The organism is Butyricimonas sp. Marseille-P2440 (genome assembly GCF_900091675.1).
Classification (GTDB): Bacteria; Bacteroidota; Bacteroidia; order Bacteroidales; family Marinifilaceae; genus Butyricimonas; species Butyricimonas synergistica.
Genome location: NZ_LT594608.1, coordinates 211,364 through 233,467, shown reverse-complemented (window position 1 = coordinate 233,467; position 22,104 = coordinate 211,364). Strand labels below are relative to the sequence as shown.

Genomic DNA, 22,104 nt, shown 5'->3' with positions numbered 1-22,104 from the left:
ATGATGAAACAAATACTATTCTTTTTATTGATAACCTGTGTGTTTACCCCGATGGTAAACGCACAAGACTCTGGTGTACACTTTGAAAAAGGGGTTGAGTGGAAACAAGTGGTGAAGAAAGCGAAAAAGGCGAAGAGATTGATCTTCCTAGATTGCTATACCTCGTGGTGCGGTCCGTGTAAGATGATGACGAATAAGGTGTTCCCGAATGATACCGTGGGCGCATTCTTTAACAAGCATTTTATCAATGCGAAATACGACATGGAGAAGGACAGTTCCGGCGTGATGTTGAAGAAAAAATACAAGATTGCGGCGTTCCCGACCTTGCTTTTCATCGACCCGAAGACGGAAGAGGTGGTGCACAAGGTAGTCGGAGCCTGTGACGTGAAGCTGATGGTTGAGGAGGGAGAACAGGCTATTAATCCGGAAGAGAATTTGAAGGGACTCCGGGCGCGTTTTGCTGCCGGGGAACGGGATATGGCTTTCTTAAAGGGATATTTGTTCACGGCGATGTATGCCCGTGAAAGTGAGGATCAAGCCCGGGCAATGCAGGCTTTCTTGGATGTGGTGCCGATTCGGGATTTGGCGGACCAGGCAACTTGGCATATCGTAAGCAAGGCGCCGTTGAATCCGCTTTCCGTGCCTGTGAAGCACATGATGGATAGTCTGGATTACGCATATCAAGTGGTGGGAAAAGAGAAGATAGACGAGTTACTGAAGTGGATGTTTTATGATTATGCTTATGGAATTGCCCGGTGGACACCGGAAAGCGGACAGCCTTTCAATGAGGAGGCGAACGATTTGTTGGTGAAGTACTTGTTGCGCTTCGATCATGTTTCCTCTCCTGCCCGGCTGGCATACGTGTACACGGCAAAGTGTGCGCGGGAAGGAGATTACAAGGGAATGTTGGACAAGATGCAGGAGGCTTTCAGTTACAATGTTTTCCGGGAGAATGACGGGGTGACCTATTTCCACTTGTTCATGGACCAATTGGCACGGAGCACGGATGTTGCAGCTTTGCGGCGAGGTATCGACTGGATAGACAAGGAAACCTTGAAAACGACAGATTTGATGTTGTTGAGCAATTTGATGAGACGGCGAGGTAATTTGCTGAAAGCGATGGGAGAGCCGGATGCCGCAGAAAAGGCTTTCGAGCTTGAAAAAAAGTACAAAGATGATTGGGTAAAGGTCACCACTCGTCCGAAACATTAAATATTGAGAAAAAGATATATATGAAAAAATGGAGTGATATTTATTCACGTTCCGGGAACGTGAAGCGGGGGATTATTGTGTTCTTCGGGAGCATGTGTGTGCTATTGGGACCGAACGATGCGGCGGCTCAATCTAAAGCGGGTGCCTGGTCATTGCGTGCTTGTATTGAACATGCCCGGGAGCATAATATTCAAGTGGGGTACTCTCGCTTGTCATTAGAGAATGCATCAACTGAATTGCTTCGGGGAAAAGCCCAGCGTTTACCTTCATTGTCTTTTTCCTCTTCCCAAGGCTGGGGACATCAAAAGAAAGCGGATGCGAGCGGGAAGTTGTCTTCATCGAGCGCTTACACGGGTAATTACTCGTTGAATGGTGATTTTTCGATTTACGAGGGTGGGAAAATTTCCAGGACAATCCGGCAACGGGGTTTAGAAGAAAAGGCGATGCAGCAGGAGGTGCTGGTGGCACAGAATAGTATTGAGGAGGCTGTCGCCAAGGCTTATTTGCAAGTTTTATACGCGAATGAAACTTTGAAAACGGACCGGCAAACCCTGGAAAGTTCGGAGGTGCAACTCTCACGGACAAAGGCTTTGTTCGAGGCGGGATCCATCTCGTCGAGCGATTTCTCCCAGATGGAAGCCCAATACAGCAGCGACCGCTACCGGGTGGTGCAATCCGAGAATAATTTGGCTTTATCCAAATTGCAATTGAAGCAACTTTTGGAACTTGAACCGGAAGAAGATTTTGATGTCGTATTCCCGGAGCTTGATGAGACCAATGTGCTTGTTCCTATTCCCGGGTTGGAGGAGGTGTATCGGGAGGCTTTGCGGTTGCGTCCCGAGATGAAAAGCGAACAGATCAGCGTGGAAGCATCCGTTTTGGGCGAGAAGGTTGCTCAGGGGGATTATCTCCCGAGTGTTTCTCTTTCGGCTTCTGTTTCGACTGGGCATGATTCTAAAAGTTCCGGTTCCTATTTTTCACAGATGGATGACCGGCTCGTGGAGAATGTCGGCATCAATATCAGTGTTCCCATTTTCAACCGGAAACAGGCCCGGTTGAATGTGGCGAAGGCAAAACTGCAAACAGAGCAAGCCCGGTTGGATGAACGGAATACCCGAAAAGATTTGTTACAGACAATAGAATCTTTGCATCAGGATGTTGCTGCCGCACAAAGTCGTTATCAGGCTGCCATACTACGGGTAAAATATACTTATGAAAGTTATCAGCTCGTGCAGGGGGAATTTGACGCGGGGCTGAAAAACGCGGTGGACCTGTTGGTGGAAAAAAATAATTACCTGTCTGCCTTGCAGGAACAAATACAAGCGAAGTACCAGGCGGTGCTGGCGTTCAAGCTATTGAATTTTTATAGGAATGAAGCAATTGATATATAATAATTTGTAAAGATCATTGAAATGAAGAAGATTGTTATCGCGATAATCGTTATCCTCGTGGGACTCCTTTGTTTTTTTTCTTTTCGTCCGAAAGAAAAAGAGCGTGTAAATTACGAGGTATTCGAAGTTAAGAAAGGAAATATTAGAAATACTGTAACAGCAACCGGAACGATAGAGCCGATCGTCCAAGTGGAAGTGGGTACCCAGGTTTCCGGCACGATTGCCCGTATTCTCGTGGACTATAACTCGGAAGTGAAAAAAGGTCAGCTTGTAGCAGAATTGGATAAAACCGTACTGGAGGCCGAATACAAATCGCAATTGTCTCTGTTGTATTCAAACCAGAATGAATTCGACTATCAAAAAAGAAATTATACGCGTATGGCGGGGTTGTATGCTAAAAAAATGGTGAGTGACTCGGAATTTGAAACTGCCGAGTATCAATACGAGAATGCCCGTCGCGCTTTGGATAAATCCCGTTCCGATTTGTTGAAGGCGGAAACGAATTTGAAGTATTGCATGATCTATTCGCCGATTGACGGGGTGGTCATTTCCCGTGCCGTGGATGAAGGACAGACCGTGGCGGCAACGTTTAATACCCCCAAGTTGTTCGTGATCGCGAATGATTTGCGGAATATGCGGGTGATCGCGGATGTGGATGAGGCAGATATCGGCCAGGTCAAAGAAGGACAAAAGGTGATCTTTTCGGTGGACGCTTTCCCGGATGAGTATTTCGAGGGCGAGGTAACTCAGGTCCGTCTGGAACCTATCGTGACATCCAACGTGGTGACTTACGAGGTCGTGATCAATGCTCCCAATCCTGACTTAAAATTGAAACCCGGATTAACGGCTAATATCACGGTATTGATTCACGAGAAAGAGGATGTGTTGATGATTCCTTTGCGTGCCTTGCGTTTCCAACCAGAAGATGTTGACGGAGAACCCGTGGTCACGGAGGTATCCAAGGGGCAACCTACGGTGAAAGGTGGCAAATCCATTTGGGTGCAAACCGCAGAGGGGTTGGCTTGTAAGAACGTGCGAACGGGTGTGTCTGATGGAATCTACGCGGAGGTCCTGGAAGGCGTGAAAGCGGGTGAGCAGGTCGTGATTGGGATTGAGTTGCCCGAGAATGCTTCCGGTTCTAAAAAGAAAAATGCTCCGGGAAGTAATCCTTTGATGCCTAATATGACGGGACAGCGACCGCATTAATCCTATACGACAATTATTATTGTATTGAATAAATGGAAGATATTATAAGAATCGAAAATCTTTGCCGGAATTTTGTGGTAGGAACAGAAACTGTACACGCTTTGCGGAAGGTTTCTTTTTCTATCCAGCCGGGAGAATTCGTTACGATTATGGGAACCAGCGGTTCGGGAAAGTCTACCTTATTGAACATCTTGGGGTGTTTAGATACGCCGACATCGGGGGAATATTATTTAGATGGAATGGCTGTTAGAAAGATGGGGGCGAATGAACGGGCTTCTTTCCGGAATTTGAAGATTGGTTTTATTTTCCAATCCTATAATTTATTGGCAAAGACTACTGCCTTGGAAAATGTGGAATTACCTTTGTTGTATAACCCTGCTTACACGCGACGGATGAGAAGGGAAAAAGCTCTTGAAGCCTTGAAAGCCGTGGGGTTAGAGCATCGAATCCAACATCGTTCCAATCAGATGTCGGGGGGACAGCAACAACGGGTAGCGATAGCCCGCGCGATGGTGAACGACCCTGTCATTTTGTTAGCCGATGAAGCTACTGGTAATTTGGACAGCCGTACTTCATACGAGATATTGGCTTTATTTCAACGTCTTCATGCGGAAGGGCGAACGATTATCTTTGTGACTCATAATCCGGAAATAGCCGAATTTAGTAGTCGTAATATATTGCTTCGAGATGGGCAGATCATTGAAGATAAGATAAATCCTCGAATCAGGTCGGCTCAACAAGTATTGGAGTCTCTGCCCAAAGAAACGAATTAATTTGTGATTTATGAATTACGGGAATTTGATAGTTATTGCCTTTCGGGCATTAAGCAACAATAAATTGCGAGGATTTTTGACCATGCTTGGAATTATTATCGGGGTAAGCTCGGTAATTTCGATGCTGGCAATCGGAGAGGGTTCCAAGATTAGTATCGAGAAACAAATACAGGAGCTCGGTGCGAATATGGTTGTAATAACGCCCGCCAATGCATTGGTGGGAGGAATCCGGCAGAATGGCGTGATCGTGCAAACTTTGAAACTAAAAGATTATCAAGCGATCACCTCGGAAGTTCCTTATCTGGAAAATTGTTCGCCTTACGTGACGAAATCAGGACAGGTTATTTACGGAGCGAATAATACCCCGACTTCTATTTATGGGATTAACGAGGATTATATGAATATCCGGCGTTTGACCGTTGCTAAAGGGGAAATGTTTAGTAACCAGGATATGAAAATGGCTGCAAAAGTATGCGTGGTAGGACAGACGGTTGTGGATAATCTTTTCAAAAATGGGGAAGACCCTTTAGGTCAGGTTATTCGTTTTGACAAAGTGCCTTTGCGTATCATTGGGGTATTAGCTCCCAAAGGTTACAATTCGATGGGACGGGACCAGGATGACATTATCGTGGCACCTTTCACGACGATACAAAAGAGGTTGCTGGCGATTCCTTATATGCATGGGATATATGTTTCCGTTATAGGTGAGAAATACACGAATAAAGTGATACAAGAGATAACGGGAGTTTTGAGGCAGACACACGGGATCACGGGGGGACAGGAAGATGATTTTAGCGTTCGTTCGTTGGAAGAGATGAGCAAGGTGTTGACTATGGCGACGAAAGTTTTGACTATTCTTCTGGCTTGTATCGGGGGAATATCTTTGTTAGTCGGTGGGATTGGAATCATGAATATCATGTATGTGTCGGTGACGGAACGTACTCGTGAAATCGGTCTGCGAATGTCGATCGGGGCAAAGGGAAGGCACATCTTGTTTCAATTCTTGATAGAAGCGATCATCATCAGTGTATCTGGGGGAGTCATCGGTGTCGGACTGGGGATCGGTGCGGCTTTAGCTTTACGTTTCTTTTTAGGATGGCCGGTATCCGTTTTGCTGTATTCTGTTGTGATTTCATTTTTGGTCTGTACGATCACGGGCGTGTTTTTCGGTTGGTATCCGGCGCGTAAAGCTTCCCGTTTGAATCCAATCGATGCTATTCGTTACGAGTAATTTTATGCATAGCCTCTAGTTTATAAGGTTCATAAAGTTTATAAGGTCGAGTGATTCGAGACTTTATGAACTTTATAGCTAGGGAGGTGTGCACTTTGAAAATGATAGGCAGAAAAATATTTATCTGTTTTGTGAAATTCTGCTTATTTCCTATATTTGTTCCGTAACTATGGTAAACTATGGATATAGTTATCGGGATAAATAGCAAAGACCGGCAAGTTTTCAAATTTTTTTTCGAGAAGAATTTCTCGTCTGTAGTTATGTTTGCCGATAAGTATGTGAAAGATATGGAGGTGGCGGCAGACATCGCCCAAGAGTGTTTTATCCGTTTGTGGCGAGAGAAATTGAGTTTCGAGTCAGAGGAAAAGATTAAGGGATTCTTGTATACATCGGCGAGAAATCTAGCCCTGAACGAGTTGAAACATGAGGCTATCGTTAATCGGTACGTGCAGAAAGGTATGATTGAATCGGAAGAATATTTTTTGGATAACGTGGCGGAGGAAGAGGTGTACGCTTTGGTTTATAAAGCTATTGATGAGTTGGCGCCTCAATCCCGTAAGGTTATTTTGATGTCGCTTCAAGAACTTTCGAACGGGGAGATTGCAGAGCAATTGAATATTTCAGTCAATTCAGTAAGAACATTGAAACAAAATGCCTATAAGAAACTAAAGGGATTGCTGAGGGACTATTTTTATCTTCTTTTTTTGGTCGATTGGACTCGTTTATCTTGACCTTTTCGGTATGATACAATTTTTAACATTAAATTTTTAGAAGGGGATTCATCGATTTCTTTTTCTTGGTTGTTATATATATGATCAGATGAAATAAATTGAAATGACAATGCAAGATAAAAGAATATATCAATTGATAGCCAAGCAACTCGTGGAAGGGTTGAATGAGAAGGAAAAGCAGGAGTTGAACGATTGGATTGCAGAACCGGGAAATGACTCGTTCTACCAGGAAATAACGGAGAAAGAGTATGTGAAGTTGAGGTTAGAAAAATGGTCGTCCATTGATGTAAAAAAGCATACTACCGCTTTTGAGAAGGAAATTGGGATAAAACCTGTCAGGAGAGTGAGTGTATGGTGGCAGTATGCTGCTGCTGTTGTTATTTTCTGTGTTATCGGAATCGGATTTTGGATGGCTGTAGGGAAAGATGCGGAGGTGAAAAAAGTGGCAGGTATGGATATCGTGCCAGGGGAGGCCAAGGCTGTTTTGGTATTGAATGATGGACGACAAGTAGATCTGGGTGTAAAGAAAGTCGATAGAATTATTGAAAAAGACGGGAAAGTAATCATGAATGATTCTCTCGGAATTAATTACAACCAGGAATCCGGGGAACAAGGTGTGGGGTTGAAAAATGAAATTATTGTACCAACCGGAGGGGAGTACAATTTGATTTTGAGTGACGGTACCATCGTTTATTTGAATGCTGAAAGCAGGATTGAGTTTCCCGTGAAATTCTCGGGTAAAGAGAGGGTAGTGACTTTGGTGGGGGAAGCGTATTTCCAGGTTACTGCCTCTAAAGAACATCCATTTATCGTGAAAACAAAGGATATGGACGTGTTGGTGACGGGGACAGAGTTTAACGTGAAGGCATACCCGGATGAATTAGAGGTGCAAACGACGTTGTTGAAAGGGGAAGTGACCGTTTTTGCCGGTTTCGAGAAAAAGGAAAAAATGACAATTTCTCCTAATCAACAAGCTCAATGGGACCGGGAACACGTGGCGTTGGAGGTTCGGGAAGTGGATCCCGGTTTGTTTATGGCTTGGAGAAACGGGCGGTTTATCTTCCGGCAAGATCGTTTGGAAGATATTATGAGGACATTGGCACGTTGGTATGGCGTGGAAGTGGTTTTCTTGGATGAGTCTATAAAAAATATGACTTTTGCCGGAAAACTTGATCGGAGTGAAGATATTACGCCTATATTGAATGTGTTAAAGGCTACAGGTAAATTGACCGTGAATGTAAAAGGAAAACAGATCGTTTTGGGGGTGAAATAGAAAACGGGTGATGCTGCGAACATCTCCCGCTTGGATTTTCACTTCATGTAAAATAAAGCGTTTAAATAAAATCAGTTAGACAAAAGTATGAAAAAGAAGTGGAAAAAATACGTTCCTTATGGGGAATTGTATGTAAAAATTTTGAGGATTATGAAATTATGCGTGTGTTTATTGCTATGTTCAATGATGTCGATTTCGGCAAATGTACGAGCTCAATATGCCAAGATGAGCCTTGAAATGAAGGGCGTGACGTTGGAGGAGGTGATTTGGGCATTGGAGAAAAAGAGTGACATTACCTTTTTTTATAATGTTGCGGACGTGTCTGAGGTGCGGAAGGTGGATGCTGTGTTTAAAGATGTTTCTTTGGAGAAGATCTTGGATAAAGTGTTGAAAGGAACGAATCTTTATTACGAGATACAAGGAAAGGTCGTGGTGATCAAACGAGGTTCTCCGGTATCCATGTTGGATACATTGAAAATCACGAAGGTAAAGGGAGTTGTGAAAGATAAACAAGGAGAACCTCTGCCCGGTGTGACAATAATAGAGAAGGGGACGACTATTGGGGTGGCTACCGGGATAAATGGCGAGTTCACGTTTACAACCACCAAGCAGGATAGTGTGACTTTGATTTTTTCTTTCGTGGGGATGAAAACGAAGTTTGTGACTTGGAAAGGGGAGAAAGAGTTGAAAATTGTGTTGGAGGAAGATGCGCAGGAGATGGATGAAGTGGTTGTGACAGGGTATCAACGTGTGAAGAAATCGAATATGGCGGGTTCCGTGAGTACAATCAAGGCGGAAGATCTTGTATTGAACGGGACACAGTCTCTGGAGCAGGCGTTACAAGGTAAGTTGCCGGGAGTGGTTATCCAAAATCAAGACGGTTTGGTCGGTACCCGCCAGAAAGTACGGGTACGGGGAACTTCGACGTTGTTAGGTAGCCAGGAACCCGTGTGGGTTGTGGATGGAATTATACAAGAGGATCCGCTTCCTTTTAAAGCGACGGATTTGTCCACGTATAATACAAGTCCGGATAATATTGATATGATTCGGAATTTCGTGGGTAGTGCCATTGCTTGGTTGAATCCTTCCGATATCAAAGATGTAACCGTGTTGAAAGATGCTTCCGCTACAGCAATTTATGGGGTGAAGGCGGCGAACGGAGTTATCGTGATTACCACGAAAAAGGGAGAAGAAGGGCGTATGTCTATCAGTTATTCCGGTAATTTTTCTATCGGCTCAAAGGTGACGTATGATAAGTTGAATTTGATGAATTCTAAGGAGAGAGTAGATGTTTCCCGAGAAATATACGAGAGAGGATTGGTAGGTAGCCAGTCCTTGGCAAACGTGGGATACCAGGCTTTGTTGCAACAATATTTGCAGGAAAAAATTTCTTACGATAATTTCAATGCCGGGGTAAAGAAATTGGAAGTTGTAAATACGGACTGGTTTGATCTTTTGTACGCGGCGGTAGTGATAAAACTACGTATTATGCATCTTTCGGTATAACAAATAACAATGGTACTGCCAAGGGGAACGACTCGAAGAGTTATCAAGGAAGTGTAAATGTGAACACGATTTTTTGGGATCGGTTACAATTTTCAGCTAAAGTAGCCGGAAGTGTTTCAAAAACGAATGGTTTTCATAGTAGTGTTTCGCCTTATTCCTATGCTTCCACCACGAGCCGAGTGCTTCCCGCGTTTGAAGAGAATGGGGAATGGGCATATTATGTCACTCGTTCCGGGTATAAATATAATATATTGAATGAGTTGGCAGAGTCCGGAAACGGGAATACGTCCAATTCCCTGAATGTAAATGTGGGTCTGAATTGGGAAATCATTAAAGGATTGAAATATGAAATGTCACTGGGATACAACTATTCTTCGACGCATGGAGAATCCTGGGCGACGGAAATGACACATTATATTGCTAAAATACGAGGGTATGAATTTGGAATGTATGGTCCTAATGATACTCAGTATCAGGCTTCAAGACTACCTCATGGAGGACAGTTGAATATGTCGGATTCTCGTAACGAGAATTATACATGGAGAAATCAGATCTCTTACGTGAAGAATTTCGGCAGGCATTTGCTTACGGCAACCGTGGGACAAGAGGTTAATAGCACGAAATATGATGGGTTTACTGGAACGTTTTACGGGTATTTACCTGATCGAGGACAAACAATAAAAAATCCTCCTTTGACGACTTCAGATGCTGCTGGAGATCCTAGGGAAAATACATCGTATGCACAACCGACAACCTCGATTATTGATAATAAGTCGAATAAACTTTCTTTCTATGGGGCGTTTACCTATACTTTTGACGAGCGTTATGTTTTTAATGCCAGTATTCGTTCGGATGCATCCAATCGTTTCGGGCAGGATAAGGATGCCCGTTATCTGCCGGTTTGGTCTTTGGGTTTGCGTTGGAATATGGGACGGGAACATTTTCTGGAGGGACAAGACTTCTTGAATGAATTCAGTTTACGCTTAACTTACGGCTACCAAGGAAATGCAAGTGAGGCTGCAGGTCCGGATTTGATTGCCAGGATACCTTCCGGGGCGGGGATATCTAAAGCGACTGGAGAATATTATTTGGAGATAAAAAGTTTGCCGAACCCGAAATTGAAATGGGAAAAGACAGCAACCGTGAATGCCGGTGCGGATTTCGTGTTCTGGAAGAATAAGATTAACGGATCGTTTGAATATTATTATAAAAAGACCACGGATGCGATTATCAATAAGGAGGTGCCTTACGAAAATGGGGTGTTGAGCATGCCGATGAACGGAGGTTCGCTGGAAAATTACGGATGGGAGTTATCCTTTAGTTTTGCTCCCGTGCGGACAAAGAATTTTATCTGGACGATGGGATTAAATACTTCCAAGAACTATAATAAGGTGACTAGTAAATTGGAATCGAACGAGAATTGGCAGCAGGCTGTTGCTGGAAATATAAATAAGCAAGGGTATCCCGTGTCGGGATTTTGGGCGTTTGAGTTTGCGGGGTTGAACCCGGAGAATGGAATTCCTTTGTATTATTTACCCGGAATAGATACCCCGGAGGCAAAAACAGACGCTACGGTGTACATGAAATACATGGGTAAGTTGGACCCTGATTTTACCGCCGGTTTGAATATGGGATTTAGATTTAAGGATTTAACCCTTTCTACTTCTTTTTATTTGTCGGTTGGTGGTAAGAAATTCTTGGCAAAAATGTTTGATAATGATATGATCAATAGTACCCCGTATGAATATAATAATTTGCCCAAAGATTTGGTGAACCGGTGGCGTAAACCGGGAGACGAGAAGTACACGAATATTCCTTCTTTGCCGGAATACCAGAAAGCTTCAGTTGATTTATCTTCGTCAAGCGCTTATAGTTACGAATTATATAATTACACGGATATTCGTGTCGTGAATGCTTCTTTCCTGAGATGTAACAGTATTTCATTATCTTATAATTTGTCGAAAGGGTGGATTAAAAAGTTTGCTCAAAATATGGGATTTACGTTTAGTGTATCCAATCCTTTTATGATTGTAAGCAAGGATTTCAAGGGAAAGGATCCGGAAGTTGCAACTGGTTCTCAACCTTTGTCACAAAGCTACACGTTGGGCGTGAATTTAAGTTTTTAATGATATAGAGATAAGTCGTATGAAAAATATATTATATTTTATTTTATTGTTAGGATTCGTTGGATGCAGCGATTTCCTAGAGGAAGCCAGTCAGGATGAGATTCGTCCGGCGACGGCGGATGATTTGATGCAGGTGATGGTAGGTGAAGCTTTTCCTATGAGCATTTTACAGTATGCTTATGACGATATATTGACAGATGATGTACAATGTAATGGAGCTGGTGGGCAGGAAACATTGGAGAGTTCCGTGGAAGATATGTATCCTTTGTTTTCTTGGGATGATGATATGTACGAGAAATTGACTCATGATAAGTATAATACTTGGCAGATTTGTTATAATAAAATCATGGGGTGTAATACGGTTATCGATTATATGGATCGGGTGAGTGGAGAGGAAAAAACAAAGAATAATATGTTAGGGCAGGCTCTTGTGTTACGGGCGTATTATTATTTGTTGTTGGTAAATTATTATGCCTTACCTTATAATTATGGTGACCCGACTAAAAATCTGGGAGTACCCTTGAAATTGGAAATGGAGGTGATTGATGGTTTTTTACCCCGGAAAACAGTGGCTGAAGTTTATGAACAAATGATAACTGATCTGGAAAAGGGGATTAAATTGTTGGAAGAGAATAAAATGGAAATGTCCTTGTATAAGATTAGCGCTTTGGCGGGAAAAGCTATTTTGTGTAGGGTGTATCTTTATATGGAAGATTGGGATAATGCTTTGAAATATGCCAATATGGTGTTAGAGGAGAAGCCAACTTTAACTTCTTTAGCTAGTGCTCCCGAGGATGCCATGCAATATCAGGGAAGTAATACATGGTGTGTTTATAATGAGTCGACTAGCGACGAGATTATTTGGATGTATGGAGGAAGTGGAGAATATTCATATTATCCTGGTGGTAATGGTGTTGCTACTAGTCCGTACACGGCATCTGATGAATTGATGGATTTGTATGAGTTTTCAACGGATAGTGATAATCACTGGGATTTACGACGTTATATGTATTTCAAATACGAGGCTTGGATGGATTGGTCTATTTTTAGACCAACGATTTTCCCCGCTTATGGATTTAAGGGAGGGAAAAATGAAAAATGGGCTTCGCATGGAATTAGAACGGCAGAATTGTATTTAAACCGGGCGGAGGCATATGTCCGCAAATTTATGGAAACAGGCGAGGATAATTACCGGACCTTGGCTTTGGCGGATTTGAACAAATTACGTGAGAATCGTTATGATACGCGTAATGTGGCTTATAATAAAGTTGATTACACGAATGCAGAGGAGTTATTGCAGTTCTACAAGGACGAGCGCCGCAGGGAGTTATGTTTTGAAGGTCATCGCTGGTTTGATCTGCGTCGTTACGGGATGCCGGAATTGACACACGTGTATTTTATCAAAGCGGATTCAAAACAACAATTAGTTTTAGGGAAGGAAGACCCTCGTTATGTGTTGCCGATACCGCAATCTGCTTTAGATCGTAATCCTTATTTGGAACAAAATAAACGTTAATCGAGAAATTATGAAACTGCATTTAATTTATATATTTATATTGGCAGCGAGTCTGGTCGCTTGTAATGACGATAATAGTTTAACGCCGACAGAAACGCCTGAATTCGGGTATAGTGTGCCCCAGGGAAATCATGATTACGATGATCGTATCGTGGATTGGAATAAGAGATGCAACACGTTTATCCTGTATAAATTTGATTTGAAGGAGTTGTATTGGGACGTGAACCGTTGGAATGAATCAACGCCGACACCGGAAGATAGTAGTTATCCGTATCCTTACAGTCGTAATGGATTGGTGGGAGCGATTGCTGATGAAGTTTACGTGGGAGAACAGTTGGATTTGGTTGAAACGTTGTTTTTAGATTTTTACCCAGATTCTACATTGTACCGTTTACTTCCGTTGAAGTTATTGTTGTGCGGGGAGTTAAATTGGCGTACGGTGGATGGTAAGGTTACATTTTATAATGTATATAGTGGTTATGATTATTTGGCGTTTAACTGGGGAAACGAAGACGTCCTGACGATGACAAACGTACAGAAAAGTACTTTCAAAAACGAAGTTAATTATGCCTTTTTAACCCGGTTGTTGAATAGTGGTAGGATCGTGGAAGATGCGAGTTTTTACGAGGGAATGAATTACGAGGATAAAGTGACGCGAACGAATATGTATGAGCGCGGCTTTATAAAATCCGGAACAAAGCAAGAGGATGATGTGGAAATCTATATTCAGGCGATTATTCAAACCCCGTATGAAGATTTGATTGCAGAACCGGCAGATAAAGACTACACGAATAAAGGAATATTGCACGCCAAAAAGGATGTGAATGGCTATATCCGGAAGAAATATGATATTCTAGTGAACAAGTTTAAGGAGAATTACGGAATAGATTTGCAGTCGATTGGCAATGTCGTTTTGAAATAAAAGATATATGTTGAAGATTGTTTTTATTTTTTGGGTCTTTCTCGGGGGAATTACCCCCGGGATTGCCCAAACTGGTCTGACATTGTCCGGGAGATTGCGTTTGTTGGAACCCGTGGAAATAAAAGTGACTTCCATCGAGGGTGAAAAGATATTATCTGTTCTTGTTGAGAATGGTAAAGAGTTTCGTTCGGAGTCTGTAGAAATCGTGCCGGACGTGTATATATTGAATATCGGAAACACGGTACAGCCGATCTATTTGAATAATCGGGAGGTAACAGTGAAGGGATTTTATGATGAGAAAAATCCGGAGAATAGTTCTCTTGCTTTTAGTGGGATTGATGAATTTTTAGAATTATCACGATGGCTTCCGACTGAAAAAGCGGCAAAGAATCGAGTGATTAATCCCGAGGTAAAAGGAAAGTTGAGCGGAACGATGTATAGTGCCTTGGCTTATATAGCTGATATGGAGCAATACGAACCGAATAAAATGTTGCTGGATCTTGTGCCGAAGGCCGGGCAGAATGCAGCTTCATTTCGTTGGTTAGCACATCGTGTGGATAGCTTGGGGCGTTTTGCCGTTGGGGCGCAGGCGCATGATTTCGAGTATGTTGATCCGAACGGGGAAATGGTCCGTTTGAGCGATTTCCGGGGAAAACTGGTGTTGGTTGATTTTTGGGCATCGTGGTGTGGACCTTGCAGGCATGAGATGAAAAGTCTTTTGCCGATTTATAACGAATTGAAAGGGAATGATCTGGAGTTTATCAGCGTGTCGTTGGATAAACGGGAGAAGGACTGGAAAAAGATGTTGGCGGAAGAGGATTTGCCTTGGGTGATGTTGTGGAATCAGGAAGGATTCACGATTGGTAATGAACCCAACGAGATTCAAAAAGCATATGGTTTTTACGGTATTCCTTTTATCGTGTTGATCGATAAAGAAGGGCGAATTCTCGCAAGGGGGTTACGGGGAGAGAAGGTGAAAGAGGCGATATTGGAAGCCAGAGAGTAATTGGCGATTATTGTGTCTATAAGTTTTTTAGGTTTCGTATTGTATAACAAGATAAATTCTGTAAATGATGAAAAAATATTTCTTATTATTACTGGTGTGCATCGGGATAGGTAAGGTGAATGCACAGCTTGTCAAGCAAGATAATCAAGCACAAAAGAAACAAGCTGATTTGGACTGGTATAACTGTTCCTTTGACAAAGACGGGGTTTACGGGGTAGAGGTGAATAAGGCTTATGAATTTCTGAAAGGGAAAAAGATAAAGAAAAGACCGGTAGTCGCTTTGATCGGGACTGGATTGGATGTTGAGCATGAGGATATAAAGCAAGCTATTTGGGTGAATCCGAAAGAAAAAGCAGATGGGAAGGATAATGATAAAAACGGTTTTGTGGACGATATTAACGGGTGGAATTTTCTTGGAGGCAAGAACGGGCTGGTGATGGAGGCTTTGATGCAGGAGGGAGACCGGGAATTCTTGCGTTTGAAGGATAAATACGCGGATTATATGACGAGTAACGGGGAGTTTTTTAAGATCGTGAACGGAAAACGGACAAAAGTTGCAGCCCCGGCGGATCTTGCGGAGTATTCTTATTATAAAAATAAGGTTATGCCGGAATCGCAGCTCGCTAGGACTTATGGAGGTTGGCAAGTAGCTTATGTAATAGAGGAATACGCTCAAAAATTTAAGGAAGAATTGGATGCAAAATTTCCAGGTAAGAAACATACGTTGGAAGAGTTCCAGACTTGTTATGACCCGAAAGCCCCCCAGGATACCTTGAGAGATGTGGCTTTCACGCTTATTGCCATGGGATTTAACTTGTATAAAACCGATGAACTTGACGTGATTTATAAAAATTTTGTAGAATCTTCGGTAGCAAGAGGCAAGGATACATATGAAAAGGCTTTGCAAAGGGGTGGTAACGACGGGCGGAAAGATGTTGTTGGGGATAATTACTTGGATATAAAGGATAATAAATACGGGAATAATGTGTTGTTGACTTCAGAGGCGGCAACGGGAACCATGCAAGCCGGTATTATCGGGGGAAAAAGAGGAAACGGTCTTGGTGGAGATGGTATCATGGATCAAGCTGAGATTATGTGTTTGCGAGTGGGTGCGGCTAGCGGGGAACCTTATTTGAAAGATATGGCTCTGGCTATTCGTTATGCTGTTGATCATGGTGCGGATGTGATAACCCTGCCGCAACAGAATACCTTGTATCCGGAAGCTCAAAAGGTATGGATGATCGAGGCTTTGCGTTATGCTGAAAGTAAAGGGGTGCTGGTGATCGTTCCTGTTTGGGAGTTATCACATGATTTAGCCAAACAGGTGTTTTTCCCGCATCGTTGGATGGACGGAAGCAAGGAATTGACGAATTTGATGGTGATCGCTTCTTCCGATAAGAATGGTAATCCTTCCATGAATTCCAATTATGGCGCAAAGGAGTTGGATTTGTTTGCTCCGGGAATGGATATCTATGCTTCGTACATGGGAGACACTTATAAGACCGGAACCGGAGCGGGGTTGGCATCTGCAACCGTGGCGGGAGTGGCAGCTTTGGTTAAGGCTTACTATCCGAACCTGACAGGGGCGCAGATACGGAATATATTGTTGGAATCGGTGACTTCCCGGAAAGGCACGGAAGTAGAAAAAGGGATTATCGTAGATGGAAAACAGGCTCAGGACTTATTCCTTTTTGATGATTTATGTTTGTCCGGAGGTATATTGAATGCTTATCAGGCTGTGGTGACTGCAGATAGGTTTGATAAATAATAGGTTATGTTATGAAGGTGATATACAGGATCATTATTATATGGTTGTTTTGTATGGTGGTTCTTCCGGTAGCAGCACAGCAGTATAGGACTGTGCTGCCTTACCGGATGGTCGGGGGCAAGATGGTCGTGGAGATGGAGATGAACGGAATCCCTCGTTCCTTTATTTTTGACACGGGGGGACGCACTGCTCTGACCGGGGAGGTTTGCGAGGAACTGGGTTTAGTTGTTGTAGATTCGTTGGTTGTCACAGACGTGAATAGCAAGAAAGCGGCTTACCCGATCGTGGCGATAGAAAGCCTGCTCACGCCCGACAAGAAAATTAATTTCACAAATGTACCGGCAATGAAATTGCCTGAACCTTCTCCTTTCGCGTGTTTTCAGGCGGATGGATTGATCGGTAGCGATTTGTTGGCACATACTATTGTGGAGATTGACGGGAAGGCAAAAATTATCACGATTACTTCTGCCGAGAATCCGTCAACCGTGTCATTGCGGAAGATGATTCCTTTCGTGAAAGCGGGGATGCCTGTTATCTCTTTGCAAGCCGGGGCGGGGAATAATATTACTTGCCTGTTCGATACGGGATGCCCGTCTTTCTTTTCCTTGAAAGACACTGATTTTAACGTATTGCGGTCTGCCGGTGCTTTTGATATCCTGTCCGAGGGATACGGAGAAGGGTCTATCGGGGTTGCAGGAATGGCAGATGCAGATGTTTCCCACCGGGTGCGTTTCCCCTTGTTGTCCGTGGGGAGTACAAGATTTATTAATGTAAGTTCCGAGACTTCTACTCCGCCTTTTACTTTGTTAGGAGTGAAATTGTTGGATTATGGCAAAGTAACGCTGGATTATCCTAGGGCTCGTTTCTACTTCGAGGCGTATGAACCGGAGAATGATTTGGAAAGCAAGCATTACAACTTGGGGTTAAGGGTGAAGGATGGTGAATTAGTGGTGGCTACCGTGTGGAGTGCCATGAAAGGGCAGGTCGAAGTGGGAGATAAGGTAACTAGAATAAACGGGAAACCCGTGGGAAGATACGATTTTTGCGAGAGTATTATTAATGGGATTCCCGAGTTGAAGGCGAAAAAGAAGACGAAGTTGACGATACAGACCCAGCAAGGGGAGAAAGTGATTGTCTATCAAAAAGAATAGAGAATGAAAAATATCAGGATATTATTCGTTTTTGTTGCTGTTTCTTTCTCTTTAGCAGGAAATGCGCAACAACAAGCGACTCGTCGGGTTTGTGACACGGTTCATTACGAGTTCGTTCACGAGAAGATTATTATTCCCGTGACAGTGAACGGGGTGAAAGTGAAGTATATCGTGGACACGGGTGGGCAGACCGGGACAATAAGAGAAAATGCCATGGAAATGAAAGCCATGGGCGGGATTGGAGCACGAGGGGTATCTGATGTGAACGGGATGAGTCTGTCTTATGACGAGGCGATCTTGAAGGACGTGCAGTTGAGCCCGAATTACAAGTTGGCTCAAATGAAAAGTATTATTTTTCCGCCAAATGGCTTCTTCCGGGAACTGGGAGTTGCCGGTATTTTGGGGAGTGATGCTTTTGCGCAAGCGGTGGTTACTTTTGATGCTCGTGATAAAATCATGGTCATCAATTACCCATATCGTCCGGGAGGTTTGAAAATCACGGAAGGTGTGCCGTTTTACCCGGGCAGCACGAATCACCCTATCGTGGACGTGGACTTTAGTGGAACGACGAAGCGAATTTTGTTTGATACAGGGGCGCAGGGATTGTTGGCTCTTGCTGCCAATGATTACGAGAGTTTAAAGAAGACTGGAAGTCGGTTGTTAGCTAAAGCCTTTGGAATTAATAGTGTTGGGATAGGTGGCTTTGATTACAAGAATGCGGCAGAAATAGACAAAGTAAGTGTCAATCGGGTTAATTTCGTGGGGAAGGAATTTGTAAACATGGAGAGTATCACGGTCAAGATGGGAAGGTCTTTGATTGGTGTGGATATGTTGAAATACGGGAAAGTGGTGATAGATTACGCACGTAACCGGTTTTATTTTTTCCCTTATGGAGATGTGGTTGAAGATTTATCTGGAAACTTGAAAACGTGGAACGTGGGTATTTTACCCGTGAACGGTCATTTCGAGGTAACCACGGTATGGGACGACATGAAAGAGCTGGTTGCCTTGGGTGATCGGGTCGTGCGTGTAAACGGAAAGGAATTGTCGGAATTGAAACAGAGTCAATTGGAAGTAGAGGCATTGCTTGATAGTATTGAAGGAGATAAAACCGAGATCGTGATCTTGAAGGATGGTAAAGAAAAGAAGGTTGAAATCAGAAAAATTTAACGAGTATGAAAACTAAATTGTTTATAGGTTTGGTAATAATGTTGTTGCCATTGTTGACAATTGCTCAATCCAAGAACACTGCCACGGAGGTAAAGGATTACCGGGAAGTGGACGGTAAAATAATTATTGGAATGGTTGTGAACGGGGTGCAGGCGGATTTTGTGCTGGACTTGGCTGGACATAATGCTATCTTGCCGGAATACGTGGAGAAATTTAATATAGACCCGAATCAGGAAGGTGATTTTCATTACGATTCTTTTCTGTACAAGAAAGTCCCGACGTCCAAAAGTGTTTCTATTAGCACAATTTCTTTCGGGAATAATGTGTTCGGGAATAGTGTGGCGGCATTCGTGCTGGAAGATGAACCTTATTTGCGAAAACTCGGGGTTGCTGGAGTTGTTGGCGGGGCGTTGTTCCGTAACGTGGTATTGACGATCGATAGTAAACGCAAAAAGATTACCACGTCTGTCCCGTACCGTCCCTCGTACATGAAGTTAGATCATCGTGCTGATCTGAGTATCCTGCCGGGTTCGGTGGTTGCTTTCTCGGTAACGATAGACGGGGAGGTGTTCTCTTTGGCTTTTGACACGTGGAACGAGGGGATGGTTACTTTGACATCGTCGGATTATGCTAAAATAGGGGGGAGTGCCGGGAATGAGGTTGCGTTGTATAATGGTTACGGGCAGCTTGTGAAAACGAGTAACACGAAAGTGGCGGGCAAATGTGACTTCGTAAAAAATAGTTTCCCGGGGATGGTCGTGGCAGAAAATAAGGATTTGCCTCGTTCTGTCTTGGGAACCGGAATCCTGAAGGAAGGAATACTTTCTATTGATTTCCAGAAACAAAAAGTGTACTTCCAGGCTTTTGATTTGGCGGAAGTGAAAGACGAGGTCCTGTCCGGTTCGACAGTAACGGTGGAGGCGGGTAAGTTGAACCCGATCACCCGTGATTATTTTTTGGAGCATATCTACGATTATCGGAAAGATAAAGAGTTTGTTTTTAAGGGCGATAAGCCCGTTGTGATCGATTTTTGGGCGACGTGGTGCGGTCCTTGCATGCGGTTGATCCCGGAATTGGAAAAGATGGCGGAGAAGTATAAAGATAAGGTCATTTTTTTGAAAGTAAATGCCGACAAGGAAAAAGAGTTGTGCAGTATGTTTAATGTTGTTGCGCTTCCTACCTTGTTTTTTATTCCTGTCGGGGGAAAGCCGATTATTGAAACGGGGGCGATGCCAGAAAAGTTCGAGAAGATTATTCAGGAACAATTACTAAAATAGTTGTTTGGTGTATTAAAAAGAAGCAGTTCGGATTAGTTTTCGAACTGCTTTTCGAGTGCAAACATCTATACTCCGGGATTCCGTACGCAATTCTATAGAGAACCCACTATAATCCCAAAGAAGATTAACCCAAAATATCCCCCCCTCTCGCACCGTCTATTGCCATTGCCACATCACTGCGGATATCCTCTGCAAGCCGTGCCGTTAGTTTACGACGGGCATTAAACTGCCTGCGGCTGATCAGGTTTGGCAAATCATTTTAGAATTTTAATTCAACCAACGAGTTAAACTTATTTCTATTGACAGCAAAGTATATATGCTGGCGAAAAGAAAAAAGTATTCTTCTTTTCGCCAGTTTTTAGGTTTGTTGTTCTAATAGTTTGAAGAAGAAATGAACTCCTTTAATTCTTCTTCGGTTGGAAGTTCTATCATGTATTTCTGTACAAAGATATTCGGGTCTAATCCGGCAGTGGCATACTTAACTAATGTATCCCCCTTTTCGGTGCAGAGCAAAATACCGATAGGCGGATTATCATCCGGCTGCATCATTTCTGCTTTAAAGTAGTTAAGATACATATTTAACTGTGAAGCATACTCATGGCGGAACTTGTCTATCTTCAATTCCACAATAACATGACATTTCAAAATGCGATGATAGAACACAAGGTCGGCAAAGAAATAATCTTCATCAATCAAGATGCGTTTTTGCCGGGCTTCAAAGCAGAAGCCATGTCCCATTTCCAATAGTAAGCGTTGCAAGTTGTCAAGAATAGATTGTTCCAAATCGTTTTCTGTCACTAATGCACGTTCATTCAATCTTAAGAACTCCAAAGTAACAGGTGTATTGATAACATCTTTAGGTTGTAATAAGGTTGCTTGTTGCTGGACTAAAGCGGAGAGGGCTTCTTTGTTTTTGGATAGTCCGCTACGTTCGTAATATAAAGATGCTATTTGTCGCTCCAATTCTCTTGCAGACCAACAGCCCCTCATTGTTTCTATTTCATAAAAAGCACGTTTGACTGGGTTCTCAATTTTGGATATAAATTTTAAGTGAGAATATGGTAGCCTGTTAAACAGCTTTTCGGCAGGTATATTCCAGTTATTAATCTGATTGTCTGCTGTATGTAATTCGGCATACACCGTGTGCCGAATTGGTTCTGTGAATTCGGCGGACAGTGTGTGCCGAATTTCATTACCTGACATTATGTAGTGTAATATCTGCTCTTTTAGCTGTGGATAAACGAGGTACAGCCGCCTAAATTCACGGAATCTACGTTCATTCAGACCTTTTGTTTTCAGTCGTTGTTCCAGTCTTTTCAACAGTTGTTCTCCGTATGCGGCACGGTCTTCTCCGTTCTGCTCAAATTCCACGATATAGTAACCCATAAGCCAGTTACGGGATGTAAGGGCAAGGTTTACAGCGTGTGCGGCTTGTGCCTGCAACGTGTTCTGTATCGTGTTGATATGTTTTACTAATGCTTCAAAGTTCATAGTTACAAAGATAAGTCTTTTATGGTTAAAACTTTAGTTCCGGCAAGCTGTTTATTGCTTCCTCTTTTAATTTTTTTTGAAAGTAAATGTCGACAAGGAAAAAGAGTTGTGCAGTATGTTTGATGTTATTGCGCTCCCTACCTTGTTTTTTATTCCAAACATCTATACTCGGGATTCCGTATGCAATCCTATAGAGAACCCACTATAATCCCAAAGAAGATGAACCCAAAACATACCCCACCCCCGTTCTCGCTTCGTTTTTGCCGTAGCCATTCTATAATCTTTGATGTAGAAACACTATAGCGAAAACGTTGGCAACACGACAGTGATAGAGGATTATCTCGGATTTTCTAC

18 protein-coding genes are annotated in these 22,104 nt (G+C 43.0%); 16 read left to right on the top strand and 2 right to left on the bottom strand.

Going from position 1 to position 22,104, the window contains the following annotated elements:
* The 16 genes from BN8899_RS04640 (at position 1) to BN8899_RS04570 (ending at position 20,259) form a co-directional block, all read left to right on the top strand.
* Positions 1 to 1,212 (top strand): thioredoxin family protein, encoded by a 1,212-nt coding sequence (locus BN8899_RS04640; RefSeq protein WP_082986904.1) that lies wholly within the window; start codon positions 1 to 3, stop codon positions 1,210 to 1,212.
* Between the two features lie 20 nt (positions 1,213 to 1,232).
* Positions 1,233 to 2,603, top strand: coding sequence for a TolC family protein (locus tag BN8899_RS04635; protein WP_065218511.1), 1,371 nt, complete (start codon positions 1,233 to 1,235; stop codon positions 2,601 to 2,603).
* A gap of 21 nt (positions 2,604 to 2,624) precedes the next feature.
* Positions 2,625 to 3,809 carry an efflux RND transporter periplasmic adaptor subunit gene (locus tag BN8899_RS04630; protein WP_065218510.1) on the top strand — a complete coding sequence of 395 codons (1,185 nt, stop codon included), beginning with the start codon at positions 2,625 to 2,627 and terminating at the stop codon, positions 3,807 to 3,809.
* A 32-nt stretch (positions 3,810 to 3,841) separates the two neighbouring features.
* Entirely contained in the window at positions 3,842 to 4,582 is a 741-nt protein-coding gene (locus BN8899_RS04625; RefSeq protein WP_065218509.1) for an ABC transporter ATP-binding protein, read from the top strand.
* A 10-nt stretch (positions 4,583 to 4,592) separates the two neighbouring features.
* Positions 4,593 to 5,813 carry an ABC transporter permease gene (locus BN8899_RS04620; protein ID WP_065218508.1) on the top strand — a complete coding sequence of 407 codons (1,221 nt, stop codon included), beginning with the start codon at positions 4,593 to 4,595 and terminating at the stop codon, positions 5,811 to 5,813.
* A 179-nt stretch (positions 5,814 to 5,992) separates the two neighbouring features.
* Positions 5,993 to 6,544 carry a sigma-70 family RNA polymerase sigma factor gene (locus BN8899_RS04615; protein ID WP_065218507.1) on the top strand — a complete coding sequence of 184 codons (552 nt, stop codon included), beginning with the start codon at positions 5,993 to 5,995 and terminating at the stop codon, positions 6,542 to 6,544.
* Positions 6,545 to 6,653: 109 nt separating this feature from the next.
* Positions 6,654 to 7,817 (top strand): FecR family protein, encoded by a 1,164-nt coding sequence (locus tag BN8899_RS04610; protein WP_187376771.1) that lies wholly within the window; start codon positions 6,654 to 6,656, stop codon positions 7,815 to 7,817.
* Positions 7,818 to 8,000: 183 nt separating this feature from the next.
* Positions 8,001 to 9,323 carry a SusC/RagA family TonB-linked outer membrane protein gene (locus BN8899_RS21075; protein ID WP_231932260.1) on the top strand — a complete coding sequence of 441 codons (1,323 nt, stop codon included), beginning with the start codon at positions 8,001 to 8,003 and terminating at the stop codon, positions 9,321 to 9,323.
* Positions 9,320 to 11,449 (top strand): TonB-dependent receptor domain-containing protein, encoded by a 2,130-nt coding sequence (locus BN8899_RS21070; RefSeq protein ID WP_231932279.1) that lies wholly within the window; start codon positions 9,320 to 9,322, stop codon positions 11,447 to 11,449. The genes BN8899_RS21075 and BN8899_RS21070 overlap by 4 nt, the downstream gene beginning before the upstream one ends.
* 19 nt (positions 11,450 to 11,468) lie before the next feature.
* Positions 11,469 to 12,965: a RagB/SusD family nutrient uptake outer membrane protein gene (locus BN8899_RS04600; protein ID WP_065218505.1), complete on the top strand. Its 1,497-nt coding sequence runs from the start codon at positions 11,469 to 11,471 to the stop codon at positions 12,963 to 12,965.
* Positions 12,966 to 12,975: 10 nt separating this feature from the next.
* The gene (locus tag BN8899_RS04595) at positions 12,976 to 13,887 is read left to right on the top strand and encodes a hypothetical protein (RefSeq protein ID WP_065218504.1); all 912 of its coding nucleotides are present in this window, start codon (positions 12,976 to 12,978) and stop codon (positions 13,885 to 13,887) included.
* Between the two features lie 7 nt (positions 13,888 to 13,894).
* Entirely contained in the window at positions 13,895 to 14,893 is a 999-nt protein-coding gene (locus BN8899_RS04590) for a TlpA family protein disulfide reductase (protein ID WP_065218503.1), read from the top strand.
* A gap of 67 nt (positions 14,894 to 14,960) precedes the next feature.
* Positions 14,961 to 16,661 carry a S8 family serine peptidase gene (locus BN8899_RS04585; protein ID WP_065218502.1) on the top strand — a complete coding sequence of 567 codons (1,701 nt, stop codon included), beginning with the start codon at positions 14,961 to 14,963 and terminating at the stop codon, positions 16,659 to 16,661.
* A gap of 11 nt (positions 16,662 to 16,672) precedes the next feature.
* Positions 16,673 to 17,812, top strand: a complete 1,140-nt coding sequence (locus tag BN8899_RS04580; protein WP_065218501.1) for an aspartyl protease family protein — start codon at positions 16,673 to 16,675, stop codon at positions 17,810 to 17,812.
* A gap of 3 nt (positions 17,813 to 17,815) precedes the next feature.
* Entirely contained in the window at positions 17,816 to 18,982 is a 1,167-nt protein-coding gene (locus tag BN8899_RS04575; RefSeq protein ID WP_018339671.1) for a pepsin/retropepsin-like aspartic protease family protein, read from the top strand.
* A gap of 5 nt (positions 18,983 to 18,987) precedes the next feature.
* Positions 18,988 to 20,259, top strand: a complete 1,272-nt coding sequence (locus BN8899_RS04570) for a thioredoxin family protein (RefSeq protein ID WP_026207906.1) — start codon at positions 18,988 to 18,990, stop codon at positions 20,257 to 20,259.
* A 124-nt stretch (positions 20,260 to 20,383) separates the two neighbouring features.
* On the opposite strand, the gene BN8899_RS21285 is transcribed toward BN8899_RS04570, so the two are convergent.
* The gene (locus BN8899_RS21285) at positions 20,384 to 20,512 is read right to left on the bottom strand and encodes a hypothetical protein (RefSeq protein ID WP_255366253.1); all 129 of its coding nucleotides are present in this window, start codon (positions 20,510 to 20,512) and stop codon (positions 20,384 to 20,386) included.
* Between the two features lie 119 nt (positions 20,513 to 20,631).
* Positions 20,632 to 21,750 carry a PDDEXK nuclease domain-containing protein gene (locus tag BN8899_RS04565; RefSeq protein WP_065218500.1) on the bottom strand — a complete coding sequence of 373 codons (1,119 nt, stop codon included), beginning with the start codon at positions 21,748 to 21,750 and terminating at the stop codon, positions 20,632 to 20,634.
* Positions 21,751 to 22,104: the final 354 nt, after the last annotated feature.

Bases quoted from the DNA above. Each gene is read 5' to 3' on its own strand.
- BN8899_RS04640 (WP_082986904.1), top strand. From the start codon at position 1: ATGATGAAACAAATACTATTCTTTTTATTGATAACCTGTGTGTTTACC.
- BN8899_RS04635 (WP_065218511.1), top strand. From the start codon at position 1,233: ATGAAAAAATGGAGTGATATTTATTCACGTTCCGGGAACGTGAAGCGG.
- BN8899_RS04630 (WP_065218510.1), top strand. From the start codon at position 2,625: ATGAAGAAGATTGTTATCGCGATAATCGTTATCCTCGTGGGACTCCTT.
- BN8899_RS04625 (WP_065218509.1), top strand. From the start codon at position 3,842: ATGGAAGATATTATAAGAATCGAAAATCTTTGCCGGAATTTTGTGGTA.
- BN8899_RS04620 (WP_065218508.1), top strand. From the start codon at position 4,593: ATGAATTACGGGAATTTGATAGTTATTGCCTTTCGGGCATTAAGCAAC.
- BN8899_RS04615 (WP_065218507.1), top strand. From the start codon at position 5,993: ATGGATATAGTTATCGGGATAAATAGCAAAGACCGGCAAGTTTTCAAA.
- BN8899_RS04610 (WP_187376771.1), top strand. From the start codon at position 6,654: ATGCAAGATAAAAGAATATATCAATTGATAGCCAAGCAACTCGTGGAA.
- BN8899_RS21075 (WP_231932260.1), top strand. From the start codon at position 8,001: ATGATGTCGATTTCGGCAAATGTACGAGCTCAATATGCCAAGATGAGC.
- BN8899_RS04600 (WP_065218505.1), top strand. From the start codon at position 11,469: ATGAAAAATATATTATATTTTATTTTATTGTTAGGATTCGTTGGATGC.
- BN8899_RS04595 (WP_065218504.1), top strand. From the start codon at position 12,976: ATGAAACTGCATTTAATTTATATATTTATATTGGCAGCGAGTCTGGTC.
- BN8899_RS04590 (WP_065218503.1), top strand. From the start codon at position 13,895: ATGTTGAAGATTGTTTTTATTTTTTGGGTCTTTCTCGGGGGAATTACC.
- BN8899_RS04585 (WP_065218502.1), top strand. From the start codon at position 14,961: ATGAAAAAATATTTCTTATTATTACTGGTGTGCATCGGGATAGGTAAG.
- BN8899_RS04580 (WP_065218501.1), top strand. From the start codon at position 16,673: ATGAAGGTGATATACAGGATCATTATTATATGGTTGTTTTGTATGGTG.
- BN8899_RS04575 (WP_018339671.1), top strand. From the start codon at position 17,816: ATGAAAAATATCAGGATATTATTCGTTTTTGTTGCTGTTTCTTTCTCT.
- BN8899_RS04570 (WP_026207906.1), top strand. From the start codon at position 18,988: ATGAAAACTAAATTGTTTATAGGTTTGGTAATAATGTTGTTGCCATTG.
- BN8899_RS04565 (WP_065218500.1), bottom strand. From the start codon at position 21,750: ATGAACTTTGAAGCATTAGTAAAACATATCAACACGATACAGAACACG.